At 30.0% G+C, this 22,172-nt stretch carries 17 protein-coding genes and 1 pseudogene; 14 read left to right on the top strand and 4 right to left on the bottom strand.

The window, feature by feature from the left end:
- Window positions 1-117: 117 nt before the first annotated feature.
- From KGF38_RS16180 to KGF38_RS16160, 5 genes and pseudogenes are all read left to right on the top strand, one after another.
- Window positions 118-330 (top strand): annotated as a pseudogene (locus KGF38_RS16180) (winged helix-turn-helix domain-containing protein); the annotation flags it as partial.
- Window positions 320-1,507, top strand: coding sequence for a sensor histidine kinase (locus tag KGF38_RS16175; protein ID WP_161803389.1), 1,188 nt, complete (start codon window positions 320-322; stop codon window positions 1,505-1,507). The pseudogene KGF38_RS16180 and the gene KGF38_RS16175, both read left to right, overlap by 11 nt.
- 273 nt (window positions 1,508-1,780) lie before the next feature.
- Complete coding sequence (locus tag KGF38_RS16170) at window positions 1,781-2,236, top strand: S-ribosylhomocysteine lyase (protein ID WP_021386558.1); 456 nt, start codon at window positions 1,781-1,783, stop codon at window positions 2,234-2,236.
- Window positions 2,226-2,945 (top strand): vitamin B12 dependent-methionine synthase activation domain-containing protein, encoded by a 720-nt coding sequence (locus KGF38_RS16165; RefSeq protein ID WP_074178765.1) that lies wholly within the window; start codon window positions 2,226-2,228, stop codon window positions 2,943-2,945. The genes KGF38_RS16170 and KGF38_RS16165 overlap by 11 nt, the downstream gene beginning before the upstream one ends.
- A complete protein-coding gene (locus KGF38_RS16160; protein WP_074178766.1) occupies window positions 2,923-5,304 on the top strand; it encodes a homocysteine S-methyltransferase family protein in 2,382 nt (793 codons plus the stop codon). Before KGF38_RS16165 ends, KGF38_RS16160 begins: the two co-directional genes overlap by 23 nt.
- Window positions 5,305-5,508: 204 nt before the next feature.
- On the opposite strand, the gene KGF38_RS16155 is transcribed toward KGF38_RS16160, so the two are convergent.
- Window positions 5,509-6,738 carry an aminopeptidase gene (locus KGF38_RS16155; protein ID WP_074178767.1) on the bottom strand — a complete coding sequence of 410 codons (1,230 nt, stop codon included), beginning with the start codon at window positions 6,736-6,738 and terminating at the stop codon, window positions 5,509-5,511.
- 368 nt (window positions 6,739-7,106) lie between these two features.
- On the opposite strand from KGF38_RS16155, the gene KGF38_RS16150 reads away from it, so the two are divergent.
- The 7 genes from KGF38_RS16150 to carB (KGF38_RS16120) all read left to right on the top strand — a co-directional run bounded on the left by KGF38_RS16150 (window position 7,107) and on the right by carB (KGF38_RS16120) (window position 18,794).
- Window positions 7,107-8,021 carry a nitroreductase family protein gene (locus KGF38_RS16150; RefSeq protein WP_074178768.1) on the top strand — a complete coding sequence of 305 codons (915 nt, stop codon included), beginning with the start codon at window positions 7,107-7,109 and terminating at the stop codon, window positions 8,019-8,021.
- Window positions 8,022-8,044: 23 nt separating this feature from the next.
- Window positions 8,045-8,680 carry a DUF1847 domain-containing protein gene (locus tag KGF38_RS16145; RefSeq protein ID WP_054272024.1) on the top strand — a complete coding sequence of 212 codons (636 nt, stop codon included), beginning with the start codon at window positions 8,045-8,047 and terminating at the stop codon, window positions 8,678-8,680.
- A gap of 375 nt (window positions 8,681-9,055) precedes the next feature.
- A complete protein-coding gene (pyrF, locus tag KGF38_RS16140; protein ID WP_054272023.1) occupies window positions 9,056-9,772 on the top strand; it encodes an orotidine-5'-phosphate decarboxylase in 717 nt (238 codons plus the stop codon).
- Between the two features lie 25 nt (window positions 9,773-9,797).
- Window positions 9,798-10,841 carry a glutamine-hydrolyzing carbamoyl-phosphate synthase small subunit gene (gene carA, locus KGF38_RS16135; RefSeq protein WP_054277796.1) on the top strand — a complete coding sequence of 348 codons (1,044 nt, stop codon included), beginning with the start codon at window positions 9,798-9,800 and terminating at the stop codon, window positions 10,839-10,841.
- Window positions 10,842-10,893: 52 nt separating this feature from the next.
- The gene (gene carB / locus KGF38_RS16130) at window positions 10,894-14,100 is read left to right on the top strand and encodes a carbamoyl-phosphate synthase large subunit (protein WP_074178769.1); all 3,207 of its coding nucleotides are present in this window, start codon (window positions 10,894-10,896) and stop codon (window positions 14,098-14,100) included.
- A 257-nt stretch (window positions 14,101-14,357) separates the two neighbouring features.
- The gene (gene carA, locus KGF38_RS16125) at window positions 14,358-15,407 is read left to right on the top strand and encodes a glutamine-hydrolyzing carbamoyl-phosphate synthase small subunit (RefSeq protein WP_054272032.1); all 1,050 of its coding nucleotides are present in this window, start codon (window positions 14,358-14,360) and stop codon (window positions 15,405-15,407) included.
- A gap of 180 nt (window positions 15,408-15,587) precedes the next feature.
- Complete coding sequence (gene carB / locus KGF38_RS16120) at window positions 15,588-18,794, top strand: carbamoyl-phosphate synthase large subunit (protein WP_074178770.1); 3,207 nt, start codon at window positions 15,588-15,590, stop codon at window positions 18,792-18,794.
- A gap of 57 nt (window positions 18,795-18,851) precedes the next feature.
- On the opposite strand, the gene KGF38_RS16115 is transcribed toward carB (KGF38_RS16120), so the two are convergent.
- The 3 genes from KGF38_RS16115 to KGF38_RS16105 all read right to left on the bottom strand — a co-directional run bounded on the left by KGF38_RS16115 (window position 18,852) and on the right by KGF38_RS16105 (window position 20,079).
- Window positions 18,852-19,229 (bottom strand): DNA polymerase III subunit delta, encoded by a 378-nt coding sequence (locus tag KGF38_RS16115; RefSeq protein WP_074178771.1) that lies wholly within the window; start codon window positions 19,227-19,229, stop codon window positions 18,852-18,854.
- A 66-nt stretch (window positions 19,230-19,295) separates the two neighbouring features.
- Window positions 19,296-19,745, bottom strand: a complete 450-nt coding sequence (locus KGF38_RS16110; protein WP_054272019.1) for a permease prefix domain 1-containing protein — start codon at window positions 19,743-19,745, stop codon at window positions 19,296-19,298.
- 4 nt (window positions 19,746-19,749) lie between these two features.
- Window positions 19,750-20,079 carry a PadR family transcriptional regulator gene (locus KGF38_RS16105; RefSeq protein WP_054272018.1) on the bottom strand — a complete coding sequence of 110 codons (330 nt, stop codon included), beginning with the start codon at window positions 20,077-20,079 and terminating at the stop codon, window positions 19,750-19,752.
- Between the two features lie 360 nt (window positions 20,080-20,439).
- On the opposite strand from KGF38_RS16105, the gene KGF38_RS16100 reads away from it, so the two are divergent.
- Both KGF38_RS16100 and KGF38_RS16095 read left to right on the top strand, forming a co-directional pair.
- Window positions 20,440-21,126, top strand: a complete 687-nt coding sequence (locus KGF38_RS16100) for a response regulator transcription factor (RefSeq protein ID WP_054272017.1) — start codon at window positions 20,440-20,442, stop codon at window positions 21,124-21,126.
- Window positions 21,113-22,102, top strand: a complete 990-nt coding sequence (locus tag KGF38_RS16095; RefSeq protein ID WP_074178772.1) for a sensor histidine kinase — start codon at window positions 21,113-21,115, stop codon at window positions 22,100-22,102. The genes KGF38_RS16100 and KGF38_RS16095 overlap by 14 nt, the downstream gene beginning before the upstream one ends.
- Window positions 22,103-22,172 lie beyond the last annotated feature (70 nt).

Below are 22,172 nucleotides of genomic sequence, written 5' to 3'. Positions count from 1 at the left end.
AATAAATAACTTATGTAAGAACCGTAGGAACTATGGGGATAGCCTGTGGAGAATTAGTAAGACATATTTTAGTATGCAAAATTCTATGAAGCAGGAACCCTGTGACTTTAGTCATGGGAGGTTCAGATATTGTACTTACTAGCAAATAATAAGGGAAGAGTATATAGTACAGAAGAAATATTTGAAAAGGTATGGAAAGAGAAATATTATCAATCTAATAATACTGTAATGGTCCATATGAGTAGAATAAGAGATAAAATTGAAAAATATACAGATGGAGAAAAAATAATTCATACTGTATGGGGAGTAGGATATAAAATTGAAAAATAAAAGCTTATTAAATCATATGTTTCGTCCTATAATAGATTTTGCAATAAGTTGCATTATTACTTTAATAATTATGTTAACAAGCATTTATATAATAAAATTGTTATATGTTAATACTCATTTATCTACAATTAATTATCTTGTATATAATTTAAGAGATTTAAGAGCATCTATGGGAGAGGGATTGTTTTATCCATCTTTATTTCTAATTTCATCGTTAGCAATTTACTCTTTAATATCATACAAGAGAAATAAGCAAGTTGTAGATTTTATAAAAAAAGCTAATAAAAAGAATCAGAAGTTAGAAGTTATTTTAGATGCTGTAAATTCAATGGATGAAAGTGATTTACAAAAGAATATAGATATCGAGTATGATTTAGAAGAATTAAAGGATAAAGAAGTTGATGATATTGATGAACTAGCACATAAAATTAATAGTATTATTCATCAACTTAGAAACATAACTGTTGAAGAGAGACAAGCTCAGCAAACCAAAACAGATTTAATAACAAATGTGTCACATGATTTAAGAACACCTTTGACATCAATAATGGGTTATTTAGGATTGATAGAAGAAGGTAAGTATAAAGATGAAGTACAGATGATGTATTATGTTAATATTGCATATGAAAAATCGAAAAATTTAAATGTACTCATAAATGATTTGTTTGAACTTACTAAAATGCAAAACAATACAATGAGATTAAATAAGATAGAAATAAATTTAGTAGAGTTATTAAGTCAGATAGTATCTCAATTTGAAATTTATTTTAGGCAGGAATTTATGGTTAGTAGAGTTAATTTTAATGAAGAAAAATTAATTGTAAAAGCTGACCCAAATAAATTAGTAAGAGTATTTGAGAATCTTATGACTAATGCTATGAAGTATGGAAAAGATGGACTCTATGTAGATATAGTCACAGAGAAAAAAGAAGATATGGCGATTGTAAAGGTCATAAATTATGGAGAACCAATTCCAGTATTAGATTTACCAAATATATTTGACAGATTTTATAGAGTTGAAAAGTCAAGAAATAGAAATGCTGGAGGGTCTGGATTGGGTCTTGCAATCACAAAAAATATTGTAAACTTACATGGTGGAGAAATCACTGTTTCAAGCAATAAACATCAAACTGTATTTGAGGTACAACTGCCAATAATACAATCAGTTGAGTTATAAAATAAAAGTATAATTAGATGTATAAATAATATAGCGATAAAGTGTTTACAAAAATAAAAAAGTAATATATAATTTAAGTCAGTTTAATAAGATACTTATCAAGAGTTAGGGGAGAGAGTTAGCTCAGTGATCCTATACCAACCTTTTATTAGGTGGTCCTGCTAACGACGATGAGACGATTTGAAATAATATACTCTTCTTATCAATAATGGATAGGGGGAGTTTTTTTTAGAATTAATGTAATGAATTTAAAAGATAATGGAGGATTAAATAATGGAAAAAGTGGAAAGTTTTAAGTTAGACCATACAAAAGTAAAAGCTCCTTTTGTAAGAAAATGTAGCGTACTTGATGGAGTAAAGGGAGATAAGGTAAGTAAATTTGACCTAAGATTTTTACAACCAAATGTAGAGAGTTTTGGAACTGCTGCTATGCATGGTTTAGAGCATCTGTTAGCAACTTATTTAAGAGATACATTAGAGGGAGTAATAGACTTATCTCCAATGGGATGTAGAACAGGATTTTATTTAATACTATGGGGAGATGTAGATGCCAATACAGTTAAGGTTGGTTTAGAAGAAGCATTAAAAAAAGTGGTTGAATCAGATGAAATGCCGGCAGCTACAGCAATAGAATGTGGGAACTACAGAGATTTATCTTTATTTGGAGCAAAAGAATACGCAAAAGATGTTTTGGACAAAGGATTTTCTTTAAACATATATGGAGAATAATTTAATTGAAAAAGGAAATATAAACATAAATCAAAGTGAAGTTTTAAGATACTTACAATACAGAGGTCAAGAGATAGATAAAGACCTTAAAGATACTATTGATGAATGTGTAGATATAACTAAAAATAAAATAAATCCTAGATATTTATCTAGGATTTATCCTATTAAAATAAATAAAGATAATGTTGTAGAGTTAGAGGGGACAAATTTAACCTTAGAAAGTAAAGATATATATGAACTTTTAAAAGAATGTAATGAATGTGTAATTATGGCAGCTACATTAGGATTAGAGATAGAAAAAGAAATAAAAAGACATTCTTATTCAGATTTAACAAAAGGACTAATAATAGATTCATGTGGAACAACAGCAATAGAAGAAGTATGTGATATCATTCAAGATAATGTAGAAAAGGTTTTTTTAGAACAAAATAAATTTATAACTATGCGATATAGTCCAGGATATGGAGATTTACCAATAGAAAAAAATATAGATATATTAAATGTGTTAAATGCTCAAAAACAAATAGGTTTAACAATTACTTCCAATGGGATTATGATACCTAGAAAGTCAGTAGTGGCTATCATAGGTATTTCTAATATAAAAATAGATGAATCTAAAAAAGAAAAATCGTGTGAAAATTGTAAAAACTATAGAAACTGTACATATAGAAAAGGAGAGAATTCTTGTGGAAATAAGACAATATCTTAAGAATAATATACTAATATTTGATGGTGCAATGGGAACAATGCTTCAACAAAAAGGTTTAAAGTTAGGTGAAAACCCAGAAGTGTTTGGTATTCAAAATCCAGACAAACTTATAGAAATACATACCTCATATTTAGAGGCAGGTTCAAACGTAATTCTTACAAATACTTTTGGATGTAATGAGCTAAAATTAGATAGTAACTATACAGTAGAAGAAGTGATTGATAATGCTGTTTTAGTGGCTAGGAAAGCTATAGAAAATGTAGATAAAACTAAACCTAGATATGTAGCATTAGATATTGGGCCTATAGGAGAGATGTTAGAGCCTATGGGGACTTTAAGTTTTGATAGAGCATATGAAATATTTAAAAGACAAGTATTACAGGGCGCAAAATCTGGTGTTGATGTGATAGTAATAGAGACTATGATGGATTTATATGAAGCTAAAGCAGCTGTATTAGCTGCAAAGGAAAATTCTGATTTACCTGTTTTCTGTACTATGACATTTGATGAAGGAGGAAGAAGTTTTACTGGATGTATGCCAGAGAGTATGGTGGCTACTATAGAAGGATTGGGTGTTGATGCAATAGGAGTAAACTGTTCATTAGGACCGAAACAACTTTTACCAATAGTAAAAAAAATAGTATCAAGAGCTACAATACCTGTGATGGTTCAAGCAAATGCTGGTTTACCAAATATAGTTGATGGAGAGGCTATATATGATGTTGATGCAAAAGAGTTTTTTGAAGGTGTTAAGAAATTCGTTGAGGTTGGTGCTACTATAATAGGTGGATGCTGTGGTACAAATCCAAGTTTTATAAAAGAAATATCTGATAATATAAATTCTGTTGTAAAGGGAAATATAGAGAAAATTGACAAATGTGTAGTTTGTTCACCATCAAAATTTGTAGAAGTAGAATCACCTATAGTTGTTGGAGAAAGATTGAATCCTACAGGAAGAAAATCTCTTCAAGAAGCATTGAAAAATGAAAATTTAGATTATGCAATAAACTTAGGACTAGAACAAGTAAATGCTGGGGCACAAATATTAGGAGTAAATGTTGGTTTACCAGAGGTAGATGAGAAAAAATTAATGCCAAAATTAATAAGAGAAATACAGGCAGTAGTAGATACACCTTTACAAGTCGATTCTTCCAATGTAGAGGCATTAGAACAAGGGCTTAGATATTATAATGGTAGAACAATAGTAAACTCTGTAAATGGCAAAGAGGAGTCTTTAGAAAGTATATTACCAATAGTCAAAAAGTATGGTTCATGTGTAGTTGGACTTACTCTTGATGAAAAAGGTATACCTAAAAAAGCTGAAGAAAGGTTTGAAATAGCAAAAAGAATAGTAGATAGAGCAGTTTCTTATGGAATAAAGCCAAAAGATATATTTATAGATTGTTTATCATTAACTGTGTCAGCACAACAAGAGGAAGCAATAGAGACGATAAAGGCTATAACAATGGTAAAGACATTGGGAGTAAAAACTATTTTAGGTGTTTCAAATATTTCATTCGGACTTCCAAATAGAAAAGCACTTAATGCTTCTTTTCTAACATTAGCTTTAGGAGCAGGTCTTGATTTAGCAATTATAAATCCAAATGAATATAGTATGATGGAGGCTATTAACTCTTTTAGAATCTTAAATAATACAGATAAAGGATGTATCAAATATATAAATCAATATAGCAATATAAATAATTCAAAAAAATCAGACTCTTCTACGAAAACTGACAAAGATTTGTCTCTAGATGTTTTAGTTGAAAGAGGATTAAAAGATGAAGCAAAAAATGTAACACTGAATCTTTTGAAGGAAAAGGATGAAAATTATATATTAGATGAGATTTTAATTCCTGCCCTTGATAAAGTAGGAAAGAGATATGATAGTGGAGATATATTCTTACCGCAATTGATTCAATCAGCAGAGACAGTTAAAGCTTCATTAAATACAATAAAGGAAACTTTATTAAGTAAAAGTAGTGATAATGTATCTAAAGGAAAAATAATAGTTGCCACAGTAAAAGGCGATATCCATGATATTGGAAAAAATATAGTAAAAATAATGCTAGAAAATTATGGATATGAAGTTATAGATTTAGGGAAAGATGTTCCAATTGAAGAAGTAGTAGAAGTAGCCAAAAAAAGAAATATAAAATTAGTAGGATTAAGTGCACTTATGACTACAACTGTTCAAAGCATGAAAGATACGATTCAAGCATTAAGAGATAATGATATAAATGCGAAAGTATTTGTAGGAGGTGCAGTTTTGACAGAAGAATATGCAGAAGAAATGGGTGCTGACTATTATTCAAAGGATGCAAAATCTGCTGTTGAAATAGCAAAGTTAAATTTTTAGCATGTAAATTAAAATAAAGGTTTTACTAAATAGGATATTTTATATATAATATAGATATAAGTTTTAGATACTTATGTTTGAAACAATAGGAATTAATCTATAAAAATGAGATTAATTAATATAAAAAAATATTTATCATCAACATTAAAAAGGGCTGGGAAGTCTGGTATAACTTCCATCAGCCCTTTTTAGTTAAAGCATAGATTAAAAAGCCCAGTTGCCATTTTTAAAAATTTGTATTTGCTTTCCATCATAAGTTTCTCCTATAATATCCATATCATCAGACCCAACCATAAAGTCTACATGTGTTAAGCTATCATTTATACCATATTCATCCAACTCTTCATCTTTTAAATTGTTTCCACCATCTAGACAAGTTTTGTAAGCAGAACCAATTGCAAAATGGCAAGAAGCATTCTCATCATATAGAGTATTATAAAAAATTATATCTGTATTGGATATTGGTGAGTTGTATGGAACAAGAGCAACTTCTCCTAAATATTGAGAACCTTCATCTGTTTCAATAAGTTTCTTTAAAGTTTCAAGTCCTTTTTCAGCAGAAAAATCTATTATTTTTCCATCTTTAAAAGTTAAGAAGAAATTATCAATTATATTTCCACCATAAACAAGAGGTTTAGTACTATAAACAGTTCCATTCACTTTAAACTTATGTGGCATTCCAAAAATTTCTTCTGTTGGGATGTTAGGATTAAAGCTTATTCCATTAGGGTCTTTAGATGCTCCACTTAACCAAATATGACCTTTTGGCAAATCTAAAGTCAAATCAGTTTTTGAAGATTTATATTTTAAAGTTTTAAAATTATTTTTATTTAAGAAATCCATTTTAGACTTAAGATTTTTATTATGTTCCTCCCATGCTTTTATAGGGTCTTGACCATCTACTCTTGAACACTTAAATATAGCATCCCATAATTCTTCTATTGCTTTTTCTTCTGATAAATTTGGAAATACTTTTTTTGCCCACGCTTTTGTTGGCACAGAAACTATGCTCCATTTACACTTATCAGTTAGAGTATAAGAACGCCATTCTTTTAAAGCCTTACCAGATGCTTTTTGAAAATTTGCCACCCTTTCAGGGTCAACATCTTTTAGTAAGTCAGGATTTTGAGCATATACTGATAAAAATGCCCCGCCTTCTTTTGCTATATCTACATATTGTTCTGCTGTCCATTTTGGGAACTCATGAAATGCTTCATCTGGAGCATATAAATACTTAATAAGAGCACTTTCTTCATCAGACCATTCTATATATACATTTTTAGCACCACATTTATATGCTTCTTTAAGTGCATTTCTTGCAAAATCAGCACATTCTATTGGTGATTTTATAAGTAAAGTTTGACCTGGCTGTATGTTAATCCCGACCTTGATTGCCAATTCAGCATATTTCTCTAAATTTCTATTTAAATCCATGTTTATCCTCCTATATTTTTAATATTGAATAACCTATAAAGTATTATAACATTACTTAGATTTTGGGTCATATTTAAAATATTTATACTCTATAAACTAAGAAATAAAAAATATCTATTTTAATTAAAACAGATTGTTTAGAAGCACAAACTTAATTGGAAGAATATTTTTTGTTGATATTAGTATTAAAGTAGAAATAAAAATACTTTTTTAGTGAAAAGCTATACAAGAATACTGAAAAAAACTTATAATATAATAATGAGATAAATATAAATAATGAAATAAAAAATTTTCTGGCAAAGCTTATATATGTTTAAATATAGTAGTTTATATATTATGAACAGAAGATTTCAGTTAGGAGGGCATAAATGGAGCTTTATGAAGCCATTTTTTATAGAAAATCTGTAAGAAATTTTTCCAGTAATAAGATAAAAAAGCCATTAATGGAAGAAATAAAGAGAAGTTGTAAAAATTTAGAATATTTAAATGAAGATTTAAATATTAAAGCGCATGTTGTTGATAGAGGTCATATAATACATTTCTTAATGGGTAAGGAATGTAAAGTAAAAGCACCTCATTATATAGTAATCACATCAAATAAAGGAGAAGGTTATCTACAAAATATAGGTTTTGCTACAGAAGGTGTAGTTTTACGTCTTACAACATTGGGTGTAGCTACCTGTTGGCTGGAGGGAAACTTAAAGAGAGAAGATATTTTAGAATTTGTAGATATAGGAAATAAAAACTCTGAAGAAGATGAAGAAGACGATTTAGATTATTTAGCTGGAATAAAAACAGAAGAAGATAAGGAAGAAGAAATAGAGTATCCTTATATAATAATAGCTTTTGGATATCCAGCGAGAAATGAGGATTTATTTAGAACAAGATATGCTAGACCTGATAGAAAACCAGTAAAAGATATGATAAATAAAATAAACAGAAATAAAAAGTGGAAAGAAGTATTAGAATTTACAAGAAGAGCTCCATCTGTAAAGAATTCTCAACCGTGGTATTTCCATAAGGATGAACGAGGTCTTCATTTATTTGAAAAAAAACCTAAGAAACATTGTGAAGATATGAATAAAGTTAGCTTAGGCGCAGGATTAAGACATTTTGACATAGCATGTATAAAAAATAAAATAGATGTTTCATATGAAAAACTTCCAATAAGAAATAAAATAGGAAAATCATATTTTATAACTGTAGTTGAGCATGCCAAACCAGAAGAAGAGATACCAGAAGAAAGTGTAAGTCCAGAGAAAGAAGAATCACAAGAAGAATAAAATTTTGGAAGGGGATATTGGATATGTACAAGTGTGGAAAGTGTAATCTTAGGGGTTGTTCTGATGGAAATATGGATAAGCTAATGAAGATATGTCCTACTAGAGAAGTTGAACTACAACAAAAAGCAAAACAACTTTATGAGGAAGAGGAAAATAGAAAAATAGCTTATAATGCTGGATTAGTTGAGTCAGAAGGGTATTGTCAGTATACTAGACTAAAAGAGATAATAGAGTTTGCTAAGAAATGTGATTATAAAAAAATAGGTATAGCATTTTGTATTGGATTAAAAAGAGAAATGCAAACAGTACAAAAAATATTTGAACACCATGGATTTGAAGTATTTTCGGTTATATGTAAAAATGGAGCAATACCTAAGAGCACAGTTGGCTTAGAAGCATCTCAAACAATATCAAAGTGTGCAGATGAAATAATGTGTAATCCAATAGGACAGGCTTTGTTTTTAAATGAAGCTAAAGTTGACCTTAATGTAATTCTTGGATTATGTGTTGGGCATGATACATTAGCCATGAAATATATGGAAGCTCCTATAACAACTCTAATTGTCAAAGATAGAGTAACTGGGCATAATCCAGCTGCTGCGATATATAATGCAGAGTCATATTTTGAAAAAAAATTGTTTGATAAAGATGAAGAATAATTCAAAGACTTATTGACATAAAAAGCAATTAGTGGTTTAATTATAAAAAAAGATAAAACTTTAAATTATCTTAGAGATACATAAAGTTATATTAATAAAGAAAAATATTACAGCTAAATTCCTTAAATTAGTCCAGAGAGACTAAAGGGTTATAGATAGTGTTAATATATAACCTCTAGTAAATCTTCTAGAGGTTTTTGATGAGTATAAAATAAAAATTTAAATATAATAAAGTCTTTTAAACTAGTCCAGAGAGACTGGGAAAGATATCTCATAGCTAAGAATTGAGTTATGTATAGATAAAATCCTTGTGCCTCTTTTGGTGTGAGGATTTTTTTATGAAGATTTAGGCTTTATTAAAAAGGAGATGTAAAAATGATAAATGGTAAAGAAAAATTAATAGTTGCAATTGATACTGACGAATTTGATAAAGCTAAAGAATTAATAGACAAATTAGAGGATAGTGTAGATATATTTAAAGTAGGATTAGAACAATATGTTGCTACAAAAGGAAAAACAATAGATTATCTTAAAGAAAAAGGGAAAAAAATATTTTTAGACCTTAAATTCCATGATATTCCAAATACTATGAAAAGTGCAGTAAGAGCTGCAGTGAGAGATAATGTTTGGTTAATGACAATACATGTATCAGATATGGAAGGAATGAGACAGTGTGCACTAGTTGCTAAAGAAGAAGCAGAAAGATTAAATATAGAAAAGCCTTTAGTAGTTGGAGTAACAGTTCTAACTTCATTAAGCAATCAAGACTTACAAGATATAGGATGCAATATGACAACAGAAGAGTTAGCTATAAAGAGAGCTAAACTGGCAAAAGAATCAGGAATAGATGGGGTTGTTTGTTCAGCACAAGAAGTAGATAAGATAGTAGAAGCATGTGGAACTGATTTTATAACAGTTTGTCCAGGCATAAGACCTAAATCAGCAGAGGTTGGAGACCAAAAAAGAGTTGTAACTCCATTAGATGCAATAAAAAGAGGAGCTCATTATTTAGTTGTTGGAAGACCTATAACAAAAGCAGAAAATCCAAGAGAATCAGCGATTAATATTGTAAAAGAAATAGAAAATGCTTAGATAAAATATTTGGGAGGTAGCTTATATGAAGGGGAAATTAATTTTAGAAGATGGAACAGTATTTGAAGGAAAAGCATTTGGATATCTAAAAGAAACTGTTGGAGAAGTTGTATTTAACACTTCAATGGCTGGATATGGAGAGCTATTAACAGATGCAACTTATTATGGACAAATAGTTACTATGACTTATCCACTTATAGGTAACTATGGGATAAATCTAGAAGATGTAGAATCAAATAAAGTACAAGTAAAAGGATTTATTGTAAGAGAAAAAAGTGATAACCCAAATAATTTTAGATGTGAGATGGATATAGACACATACCTAAAGCAAAATAAGGTAATAGGGCTTGAAGGGATAGATACAAGAGCATTAACTAAAATTATTAGAAATAATGGAACAAAGAGAGGTATCATAACTTTAGAAAATGCATCATTACAAGATGTTGAATCTAAGTTAGCAGAGCATTGTAACAAGGATTCAGTAAAAAATGTTACAAGAAAAGAAATTGAAAATATTAAAGGGACTGGTGCAAAAGTTGTAGTTATAGATTTTGGTGTTAAAAATAGTATACTAGAGTCTCTTAAAGCTTGTAACTGTGATATAACTATAGTACCAGCGATGACTACATCAGAAGAAATTTTAAATATAAATCCTGACTTAATATTATTATCTAATGGACCAGGGAATCCAGAAGATGTAAATGATATAGTTGAAAATATAAAAAATTTAGTAGGTAAAAAGCCACTGACAGGAATCGGTTTAGGACATCAAATTTTAGCCTTGGCATTAGGAGGAAAAACTTCAAAGCTTACATTTGGACATAGAGGAGGAAATCATCCAGTTAAATGTTTAGAAACTGGAAAAGTGTTTATAACTTCTCAAAATCATGGATATAATGTTTCAGAAATGCCAGAAAATACAGAGATAACTCATATAAATTTAAATGACAATACTATAGAAGGAATGAAACATAAAGAATTACCAATATATAGTGTTCAGTACATTCCAGAATACACAACAATAGAAGATTTAGATTGTATATTTAACAAATTCTTAGCATTAATATAGATTTAGTATTATTTACAGATAGTAAAAACCATTTAGATAAGGAGAAAAATTTATGCCTAAATTAGATAGTATAAAGAAAACTTTAGTATTAGGGTCAGGACCAATAATAATAGGTCAAGCAGCGGAATTTGACTATTCAGGGACACAAGCTTGCCAATCTTTAAAAGAAGAGGGAATTGAAGTTGTATTAATAAACAGTAATCCAGCTACGATAATGACTGATAAAGAAGTGGCAGATAAAATATATATAGAACCATTAACAATAGAATTTATAGAAAAAATAATAGAAAAAGAAAGACCAGATAGTTTACTTGCAGGTATGGGTGGGCAAACAGGGCTAAACTTAGCAGTTGAGCTTTATGAAAAAGGGATACTAGATAAATATGGAGTAAAGATAATAGGAACTTCAGTAGAATCTATTAAAAAAGGTGAAGATAGAGATATATTTAGAGATGTAATGAAAGAAATAAATCAGCCAGTAATAGTTAGTGATATAGTTACGGATTTACAAGCAGGTCTTGACTATGCACTTACAATAGGTTATCCAGTAGTTGTAAGACCAGCGTATACATTAGGTGGAACTGGTGGAGGTATAGCCGATAATGAAGAAGAATTAAGAGAAATACTTTCACATGGATTACAATTAAGTCCAGTAGGTCAAGTTCTTCTTGAAAAGAGTATAAAAGGTTGGAAAGAAATAGAATATGAAGTAATAAGAGATTCAAAAGGTAACTGTATTGTTGTATGTAATATGGAGAATATAGACCCAGTTGGAGTTCATACAGGAGATAGTATAGTTGTTGCCCCAACTCAAACTCTAAGCAATAAAGAATGTGCGATGCTTAAAAAAGCATCTTTAGATATATTAAATGCAGTAGAAGTTCAAGGTGGATGTAATGTTCAATTTGCACTTAATCCACATAGTTTTGAATATGCAGTTATAGAGATAAATCCAAGAGTTAGTAGATCATCAGCTTTAGCATCAAAAGCTACAGGATATCCAATAGCTAAAGTTTCATCAAAAATAGCTCTAGGATACACTTTAGATGAGATAGAAAATGCAGTAACTAAAAAAACTTATGCTTGTTTTGAACCAACTATAGATTATGTAGTAGCAAAAATACCAAAATGGCCATTTGACAAATTTAAAAAAGCAAATAGAAAATTAGGAACTAAGATGATGGCAACTGGTGAAATAATGAGTATAGGAAGTAACTTTGAAGCGGCTATTCTTAAAGGAATAAGATCACTTGAAACAGGAAAATATTCATTGGTTCACACACCATCTGAAGAAAGAAGTATTGAGGAACTAAAGAAAAGAGTTGTAGTACCTGATGATGAGAGACTATTTGACTTAGCTGAAATGATAAGAAGAGGCTATAAAGTAGAAATGATAGAGCAAATTACAGGTATAGACAAATGGTTTATAAATAAATTTAAATGGATAGTAGAGCAAGAAGAAAAATTAAAAGTTATGAAAATTGAAGATTTAACTAAAGATTATCTTCTTGAATTAAAGAAAAAAGGATTTTCTGATAAAGGTATATCTGACTTAATGAAAATAAGTCCAGAAAAATTATATGAATTGAGAAGTCTATATAATATAAAACCAGCATATAAGATGGTTGATACTTGTGCAGGTGAGATAGATGCTATATCTCCTTACTATTATTCAACTTATGAACAATATGATGAGGTAGTTGTTAGTGATAAGAAAAAGGTAATAGTGTTGGGCTCTGGGCCAATAAGAATAGGCCAAGGTATAGAGTTTGACTATTGTTCAGTTCATTGTGTAAAATCTTTAAGAAAAATGGACATAGAAACTATAATTATAAACAATAACCCAGAGACAGTAAGTACAGATTTTGATACATCAGACAAGTTGTATTTTGAACCATTAACAGAAGAAGAAGTTCTAAGTATAATCGAAAAAGAAAAGCCAGAAGGTGTAATATTACAGTTTGGTGGGCAAACAGCTATAAAATTAGCTAAGTTCTTACACGAAAAAAATATACCTATATTAGGTACTGATTTTGATGATATAGATGCAGCAGAAGATAGAGAGAAGTTTGATGACTTATTAGAAAAACTAGATATAAATAGACCAAAAGGAAAAGGCGTATGGTCACTTAGTGAAGGTATTGAAATTGCTAATGAATTGGGTTATCCAGTATTAGTTAGACCATCTTATGTACTTGGTGGTCAAGGCATGGAAATAACTTATAATGAAGAAAAATTATCTCAATACTTACAGGATGCATTTGATAGGGACCACAAAAACCCAGTACTTATAGATAAATATCTAACTGGTAGAGAAATAGAAGTAGATGCGATATGTGATAGAGAAGATATATTAATACCTGGTATAATGGAGCATTTAGAAAGAGCTGGAGTTCACTCTGGAGACAGTACAACAATGTATCCAAGTCAAAATATATCTGATGAAATAAAAGAAAAGATAGTAGAATACACTAAAAAAATAGCTTTAGAACTTAATGTAATTGGTATGGTTAATATACAATTTATAGAATTCCAAAATGAATTATATATAATTGAGGTTAATCCTAGAGCTAGTAGAACAGTTCCATATATAAGTAAAGTTAGTGGAGTACCAATAGTTGACTTAGCAACTAAGTGTATGTTAGGAGCAAAATTAAAAGATTTAGGATATGGTACAGGAGTTTACAAAGAGCCAAAATTAGTATCAGTAAAAGTGCCAGTATTCTCAATGTCTAAATTATCTAAAGTTGAAGTAAGTCTAGGACCTGAGATGAAGTCTACAGGAGAGGTTCTAGGTGTAGGAGAAAACTTAGAAGAAGCTTTATACAAAGGATTTTTAGCAGCAGGTAGACATATGTCTGATGAAAGAGGAGTAGTGCTTGCTACTGTTAATAATCTTGATAAAGATGAGTTTATAGAGATAGCAAAAGATATGAAAGAGTTAGGATACACTTTTGTCGCTACAGAAGGAACAGCTAAGAGTCTAAGAGAAAATGGAATAGAGGCTGATACAGTAAATAGAGTAGAAGAATCTAGACCAAATATATTAGATGCTATAAGAAATAAACAAGTTGATATAGTAATAAATACACCAACTAAAGGAAATGATTCTACAAGAGATGGATTTAAGATAAGAAGAACAGCAATTGAGTTCTCTACCGAAATAATGACATCTTTGGATACATTAAAAGCTTTAGTAGAAGTTAAGAAGAAACATCTAAACAAAGATAAGTTAAAAGTTTACAATATAGCTGAATAGACATTAATTTGATTTTATAGTTTAAGAATTTAATTATTAAATTAAAAATAAGAAGTTATTTTTTCTATGAGTTTTTACTTTTGAGATAACTTCTTTTTTTTAAGAAATTTGTAGTATAATAGAAAAAGATAAAAAATAAGTGTAAATAAGTATAAAACTAGAATGTAAAAGTGAAAAATATATATAGATATTTAAAAGCTTATATTTAGTTAATGTTCTTTAGTTTACCTAAAGAGAATTATAGGAGGTACTGTAATATGAAAGCAAGGTTAATATTAGAAGATGGCACAATTTTTATAGGAAAGGCATTTGGATATTTAGAAGAAAGTGTAGGAGAAGTAGTATTTAACACTTCTATGATAGGATATGGTGAAGTTCTAACAGACCCTTCTTACTATGGTCAAATAGTTACTATGACTTATCCTCTTGTAGGGAATTATGGTATAAATTTATCATCAGCAGAATCTGAAAAAGTACAAGTAAAGGGATTTATAGTAAGAGAGAAAAGCGATTCTCCAAGTAATTTTAGATGTGAAATTGATATAGACCAATATCTAAAGCAAAATAAAGTTATTGGGCTTGAGGGAATAGATACAAGGGCTTTGACTAAGATACTTAGAAATAATGGAACAATGAAAGGGATAATTACATTAGAAGACAGTAAGTTAGAAGATGTTAAACATAAATTGGATAAGTTTTCGAATACAGAAGCAGTTAGAACAGTTACAAGAAAAGAAGTAGAGCATATAAAAGGAAATGGCCCAAAAGTGGCTGTTATGGATTTTGGAGTTAAGAGAAACATATTAAGATCATTTGCAGCTCGTGGATGTGATATAACAATATTTCCAGCCACAACATCTCCAGAAGATGTATTAAGTATAAATCCTGACTTAATATTCTTGTCAAATGGACCTGGAGATCCAGAAGACCTAGAAGATGTTATAGCAAATATAAAAGCTCTTATCGGTAAAAAACCTATAGTTGGAATATGCCTAGGACATCAACTTTTAGCTTTAGCTCTTGGAGGAAAGACTGCTAAACTTAAATTTGGACATAGAGGTGGTAATCACCCAGTTAAAGATTTAGAAGAGGGAAAAGTATTTATAACTTCTCAAAATCATGGATATTATGTTTCAGAAGTTCCTGAACAAATGAAAATGACACATATAAATTTAAATGATAATACTGTTGAAGGAATGAGACATGAGAGTCTAGATGTATACAGTGTTCAGTACCATCCTGAAGCTTGCCCAGGACCAAAAGATAATGATTATATTTTCGACAAGTTTTTAGAGTTAGTAAAATAAATAGTACTAAGATATAATTAAAAAATAAGAATAATTTAAATCAAAAAATCATTGGTTTAATTAACATAGATATGTATAATAAGGAAATCTAAATTTGAGATGAAATAAAGTAATTAAAATTGATTATATAGATGATAAAGATAAGAACCGTGAAAATTGTTTAGATAAGGAGAAAGAGTTATGCCTAAATTAGATAGTATAAAGAAAACTTTAGTATTAGGGTCAGGGCCAATAATAATAGGTCAAGCGGCAGAATTTGACTATTCAGGAACACAGGCCTGCCAAGCATTAAAAGAAGAGGGAATAGAAGTCGTATTAGTTAATAGTAATCCAGCTACTATAATGACTGATAAAGAGATTGCAGATAAAATATATATAGAACCATTAACAATAGAATTTATAGAAAAAATAATAGAAAAAGAAAGACCAGATAGTTTACTTGCAGGTATGGGAGGTCAAACAGGGCTTAACTTAGCTGTAGAACTACATGATGCTGGGATATTAGAAAAATACAATGTAAAAGTTATAGGAACATCTATAAACTCTATAAAAAAGGGCGAAGACAGAGACTTATTTAGAGAGGTAATGAAAGAAATAAATCAGCCAGTAATAGTTAGTGATATAGTTACAAATTTAGAAGCAGGGCTTGAATTTGCTGATAAAATAGGCTATCCAGTAGTTGTAAGACCAGCATATACATTAGGTGGAACTGGTGGAGGTATAGCCGATACTGAGGAAGAATTAAGAGAAACTCTTACACATGGTTTACAATTAAGTCCAGTAGGTCAAGTTCTTCTTGAAAAGAGTATAAAAGGTTGGAAAGAAATAGAATATGAAGTAATGAGAGATGGAAATGGTAACTGTATAACTGTATGTAATATGGAAAATGTAGACCCAGTTGGAGTTCATACAGGAGATAGTATAGTTGTTGCTCCAAGTCAAACTTTAAGTGATGAGGAGTATCAACTACTTAGAAAAGCATCAATAGATATAATAAATGCAATAGAAGTTCAAGGTGGTTGCAATGTTCAAATAGCTTTAAATCCACATAGTTTAGAATATGCGATAATAGAAATAAATCCAAGAGTTAGTAGGTCATCAGCTTTAGCATCAAAAGCTACAGGCTATCCAATCGCAAAAGTAGCAGCTAAGATAGCTCTAGGATACACTTTAGATGAGATAGAAAATGCAGTAACTAAAAAAACATATGCTTGCTTTGAGCCAACATTAGATTATGTAGTAGTAAAAATACCAAAGTGGCCATTTGATAAATTCAGACATGCCAATAGAAAATTGGGAACTAAGATGATGGCAACTGGTGAAATAATGAGTATAGGAAGTAACTTTGAAGCAGCTATTCTTAAAGGAATAAGATCGCTTGAGACAGGAAAATATTCATTAGTTCATGCTCCATCAGAAGGTAGAACATTAGAAGAATTAAAGGCTAGAGTAGTAGTACCTGATGATGAGAGACTATTTGACTTAGCTGAAATGATAAGAAGAGGCTATAAAGTAGAAATGATTTCAGAAATAACTGGTGTTGATAAGTGGTTTATAAATAAATTTAAATGGATAGTAGAGCAAGAAGAAAAATTAAAAGTTCTAAAAATAGAAAACTTAGACAAAGAGTATTTACACGAATTAAAGAAAAAAGGATTCTCTGATAAAGGTATATCTGACTTAATGAAGATAAGCCCAGAAAAATTATACGAGTTGAGAAGTCTATATAATATACAACCAGTTTATAAAATGGTTGATACATGTGGGGGAGAATTTGAAGCTTTATCACCTTACTATTATTCAACTTATGAGCAATATGATGAAGTAGTTGTTAGTGATAAGAGAAAGGTAATAGTATTGGGCTCTGGGCCAATAAGAATAGGCCAAGGTATAGAGTTTGACTATTGTTCAGTTCACTGTGTAAAATCTTTAAGAAAAATGGGTATTGAGACTATAATTGTAAATAATAACCCAGAGACAGTAAGTACAGATTTTGATACATCAGATAAGTTATATTTTGAACCATTAACAGAAGAAGAAGTTTTAAATATAATTGAAAAAGAAAAACCAGAAGGTGTGATATTACAGTTTGGTGGGCAAACAGCTATAAAATTAGCTAAGTTCTTACATGAGAAAAATATACCTATATTAGGAACAGATTTTAGAGATATAGATGCAGCAGAGGATAGAGAGAAGTTTGATGATTTATTAGAAAAACTAGACATAAATAGACCAAAAGGAAAAGGTGTATGGACAACTAACGAGGGTGTTGGGATTGCTAAGGAGTTAGGTTATCCAGTATTAGTTAGACCATCTTATGTACTTGGTGGTCAAGGTATGGAAATAACTTATAATGAAGAAAAATTAATTCAATATTTGGATGATGCGTTTGATAGAGACCACAAAAATCCAGTACTAATAGATAAATATCTAACTGGTAGAGAAATAGAAGTAGATGCGATATGTGATAAAGAAGATATATTAATACCTGGTATAATGGAGCATTTAGAAAGAGCTGGAGTTCACTCTGGAGACAGTACAACAATGTATCCAAGTCAAAATATATCTGATGAAATAAAAGAAAAGATAGTAGAATATACTAAGAAAATGGCTTTAGAGCTTAATGTACTTGGTATGGTTAATATACAATTTATAGAATTCCAAAATGAGTTATATATAATTGAGGTTAATCCTAGAGCTAGTAGAACAGTTCCATATATAAGTAAAGTTAGTGGAGTACCAATAGTTGACTTAGCAACTAAATGTATGTTAGGGGCCAAATTAAAAGATTTAGGATACGGTACAGGAGTTTACAAAGAGCCAAAATTAGTATCAGTAAAAGTGCCAGTATTCTCAATGTCTAAATTATCTAAAGTTGAAGTAAGTCTAGGACCTGAGATGAAGTCTACAGGAGAGGTTCTAGGTGTAGGAGAAAACTTAGAAGAAGCTTTATACAAAGGATTTTTAGCAGCAGGTAGACATATGTCTGATGAAAGAGGAGTAGTACTTGCTACTGTTAATAATCTTGATAAAGATGAGTTTATAGAGATAGCAAAAGATATGAAAGAGTTAGGATACACTTTTGTCGCTACAGAAGGAACAGCTAAAAGCTTAAGAGAAAATGGAATAGAGGCTGATACAGTAAATAGAATTGAAGAGCCTAGACCAAACATATTAGATGCTATAAGAAATAAACAAGTTGATATAGTAATAAATACACCAACTAAAGGAAATGATTCTACAAGAGATGGATTTAAAATGAGAAGAACAGCGATTGAGTTCTCTACTGAGATAATGACATCTTTAGATACATTAAAAGCTTTAGTAGAAGTTAAGAAGAAGCACCTAAATAAAGACAAGTTAAAAGTTTATAATATAGCTGAGTAGAGTAAGTTTATTAAAATATTTTAAAGGCGTTAGCCATAGAGGCTTTCGCCTTTTATTTTAATCAATAAATAGAGGATAAAGATGATAATCATGAATTTCTTCATGTATAAGATTTTCATATTTATCATAAGAATATTTAATTGTAACAACTATCTTATCTCCCTTAGATACATTTTTATAAAGTTTTTTACTCTTGATAGAATATATATCATTTTTGTATGAAGCATTAACTATAAAAATCTCTGATTCGTAATCAAATGTACCCATTATTGGATTATAGTGTTTTGAATCTTCTCTATAGCAAAAACTATCAACAGTCATTATATAAGTGCCAAATGAAATCCATTTAGTATCTTTAAATAGATTTACTTTTTCATTGATATATGAAACTCCTGGAGTATCAAGAAATTTTTCCAATAGCATTTTTTTATCCATATAAAAAGCCCCCTTCATAATCTTTATTTATAGGAATAAGTAAGAATTTAAAATACAGTTATTTAGCTACATTTTGTAATCCTTTTTTATCTCTTTTTTTAATTTCTTAATTAAAATACTTAGCATTATTAATACAATTATTGATATTATTAAAGCTATAATCAACCATGGTGGAGCTACATGACCAAAACTTCTATTGATTGTAAGTGCAGTAGCGGCAAGAAGCCATCCAAATAAGTTCAAAAATACAATTCTTAAATTTGATGATTTTCGTAATAAAACCTTTTTAGGTTCTATTTTTTGTTTAAATATTGAACGTAATTCTACTGATACTTCGTTACTGCCATCAAATCTTTCTATTGCCTTATTTTGTGCCTCATTTATATCATATCCATTCTCAATAAACTCATTTGTAGAATCCATTAGATGTTCTCTTAATTCTTCTTTTAAGTCTTGAATTTCTTTACTAGTATCATTTTTATATAGTGTTCCTAAATACTCTTCTATTATTTTCATAAATCTATTCACCTCTCTTTAGAAATTTGTTCATAACATTTTGTATAAAGTTCCACTCTTGAATTTTTACTTCTAAATTTTCTTTTCCATAATCAGTTATATTATAATATTTTCTTCTACTTCCAAGACCTTGGTCGTTTCCCCAATATGATTTTATTAGACCTTTGGATTCTAATCTTTTAAGAGATACATAGAGAGTACTTTCCTTTAATTCAAAGCTTGTTTCGTCTCTAACCACTTTTGCTATTTCATATCCATATGAATCACCTTTGTTTAGTATTGATAATATTAAAGTATCAATATGACCTTTAAGTACTTCTTTGTTCAAGTCCATAAATTCACCTACTTTGTTTTATCATATACCTTATAATATGAGGTATATATAATTATATAATAAGACTTTCAATTTAATTTTTCAAGTATAAATTATAAAAGACACACTAATTTTAGGAATAATAGAAAGAATATACTTTTTCATTATAGAGACTAGGGTGTATGATTATAGACTAATTATGCGAAAATTATTGTACTTATATCGTGCTTTATGACCCAACTTGTATCTTTGTGATAAAAGAAATATAATAAATCAATAAAGGGTTATTTATTATTATATAACAACAAAATAGATTGATAAAATTTGGAAAACTACAGATAGAGAGTATAAAATCAGTAAAATAAAGGGGGATGAAAATAAATGAAGAGGATATTTTTGGTTGAGGATGACAAGGCAATTGCTAAGAACCTTATTCTTTTGCTAAATGCAGAAGGATTTACAGTAATCCATGCTTCCACAAGAAGTGAAGCACTTGATGAGATTGCTAGCAATAAATTTGACTTGGCACTGATTGATATTTCCTTGCCTGATGGAAATGGATTTACAGTTTGTACAGAAATTAAAGAAACACAAGACATCCCAGTTATCTTTCTGACAGCTTCTGGTGATGAATCGAGTGTTGTTACTGGGCTGAACATGGGTGCGGATGACTATATCACTAAACCTTTTCGTCCACGTGAATTGATTGCACGAATTAAAACAGCACTGAGAAAAAGTGAGCGTTTTGGGGCAACTTTTGAAATCTGTGGTCTTTATATTGATACAGCAAGTGGTGTCGTGAAAAAAAATGGTAATGAAGTTTTTCTTTCAGCTCTAGAATATCGATTGTTGCTGGTATTTATTAGTAATCCCAAAAGTATTATTACGAGGGTTAAATTGCTTGATGAATTGTGGGATGCAGCAGGTGAGTTTGTAAATGACAATACATTGACTGTGTACATTAAACGCCTGAGGGAGAAGATAGAGGATGACCCTTCAAGTCCACAGATAATTTTGACTGTTCGTGGAACAGGGTATAGATTAGGGGGAGGACATGTTTCGGAATAGAGAGTTTCGTAGGTTTGCTATTTTGTTCTTATTAATAACTGTTGTCACTGTAACTCTAGGATTTGCAATCAATATGATGGCTGGAATCCTTGTAATTGTATCTGACACTACTTTTGGTACATTATTTCTTATATTTACTAGGGCCAGATACAAAAGTATTGCACATATTTCAGAACAAATTGATATTGTACTTCATAATACTGACCATATGTATATTGCTGAAATAGATGAGGGAGAACTTTCTATTCTTCAAAGTGAGATAACTAAAATGACATTGCGTATTCGGGAACAAAATGAAGCACTAAAAAGAGAAAAAAGACATCTTGCTGATTCTTTAGCTGATATAGCGCACCAGCTTCGAACTCCTCTTACATCAGTAACTCTTATTATGTCATTATTAGAGACTAATACTGATGAAGATGAACGGAAAGGTCTAATACGAGAGACAGAGGAACTGCTCTTGCAGGTGGATTGGTTACTTACCTCTCTATTAAAATTATCTCGATTGGATGCTGGCATTGTGGAGTTTCAAAGTGAACAGATAGACATAAATGACTTGATATATGCTTCTATTAGACCATTTATGATTTCAATGGAGCTACATAATATCGATTTACAAATAGATATTCCTAAAAGGATGATTATTAATGGTGATTCAAGTTGGCTTTCGGAAGCAATTCAAAACATCCTCAAAAACTGCATAGAAAAAGTAGGAGATGGTGGTAAGATTGAGATTGTTTGTGAGGATAACACACTGTTTACTGAGATTACCATTCATGATAGCGGAATGGGAATTGGAAAAGAAGATTTGCCATTTATTTTTGACAGGTTTTATCGTGGGAAAAACACAAACATGGCAGGGTATGGGATTGGATTGTCTCTATGCAAGATGATTATAACACGTCAAGGAGGAACAATTAATGCGAAAAATCATCCACAGGGTGGTGCGATATTTGCTATACGTTTTCCAAAGTGACTAATCTCTCATCTTAAAGTCACAGAGATGTAAGCTGAAAGTTCTATTATATGGGTAAACCATAAGAAAG

It is taken from the genome of Clostridioides sp. ZZV14-6387 (assembly GCF_020657835.1).
Taxonomy (GTDB): Bacteria; Bacillota; Clostridia; order Peptostreptococcales; family Peptostreptococcaceae; genus Clostridioides; species Clostridioides difficile_A.
Note: the sequence above shows the minus strand (reverse complement) of the source record. Positions and strands in the feature narration are given on the sequence as shown.

Excerpts from the sequence above, each read along its gene's own strand:
- carA (WP_054277796.1), top strand. The coding sequence starts at position 9,798 with ATGAAGGGGAAATTAATTTTAGAAGATGGAACAGTATTTGAAGGAAAA.
- KGF38_RS16100 (WP_054272017.1), top strand. The coding sequence starts at position 20,440 with ATGAAGAGGATATTTTTGGTTGAGGATGACAAGGCAATTGCTAAGAAC.
- KGF38_RS16145 (WP_054272024.1), top strand. The coding sequence starts at position 8,045 with ATGTACAAGTGTGGAAAGTGTAATCTTAGGGGTTGTTCTGATGGAAAT.
- carB (WP_074178770.1), top strand. The coding sequence starts at position 15,588 with ATGCCTAAATTAGATAGTATAAAGAAAACTTTAGTATTAGGGTCAGGG.
- KGF38_RS16170 (WP_021386558.1), top strand. The coding sequence starts at position 1,781 with ATGGAAAAAGTGGAAAGTTTTAAGTTAGACCATACAAAAGTAAAAGCT.
- carB (WP_074178769.1), top strand. The coding sequence starts at position 10,894 with ATGCCTAAATTAGATAGTATAAAGAAAACTTTAGTATTAGGGTCAGGA.
- KGF38_RS16095 (WP_074178772.1), top strand. The coding sequence starts at position 21,113 with ATGTTTCGGAATAGAGAGTTTCGTAGGTTTGCTATTTTGTTCTTATTA.
- KGF38_RS16110 (WP_054272019.1), bottom strand. The coding sequence starts at position 19,745 with ATGAAAATAATAGAAGAGTATTTAGGAACACTATATAAAAATGATACT.
- KGF38_RS16115 (WP_074178771.1), bottom strand. The coding sequence starts at position 19,229 with ATGGATAAAAAAATGCTATTGGAAAAATTTCTTGATACTCCAGGAGTT.
- KGF38_RS16155 (WP_074178767.1), bottom strand. The coding sequence starts at position 6,738 with ATGGATTTAAATAGAAATTTAGAGAAATATGCTGAATTGGCAATCAAG.
- carA (WP_054272032.1), top strand. The coding sequence starts at position 14,358 with ATGAAAGCAAGGTTAATATTAGAAGATGGCACAATTTTTATAGGAAAG.
- pyrF (WP_054272023.1), top strand. The coding sequence starts at position 9,056 with ATGATAAATGGTAAAGAAAAATTAATAGTTGCAATTGATACTGACGAA.
- KGF38_RS16150 (WP_074178768.1), top strand. The coding sequence starts at position 7,107 with ATGGAGCTTTATGAAGCCATTTTTTATAGAAAATCTGTAAGAAATTTT.
- KGF38_RS16165 (WP_074178765.1), top strand. The coding sequence starts at position 2,226 with ATGGAGAATAATTTAATTGAAAAAGGAAATATAAACATAAATCAAAGT.
- KGF38_RS16105 (WP_054272018.1), bottom strand. The coding sequence starts at position 20,079 with ATGGACTTGAACAAAGAAGTACTTAAAGGTCATATTGATACTTTAATA.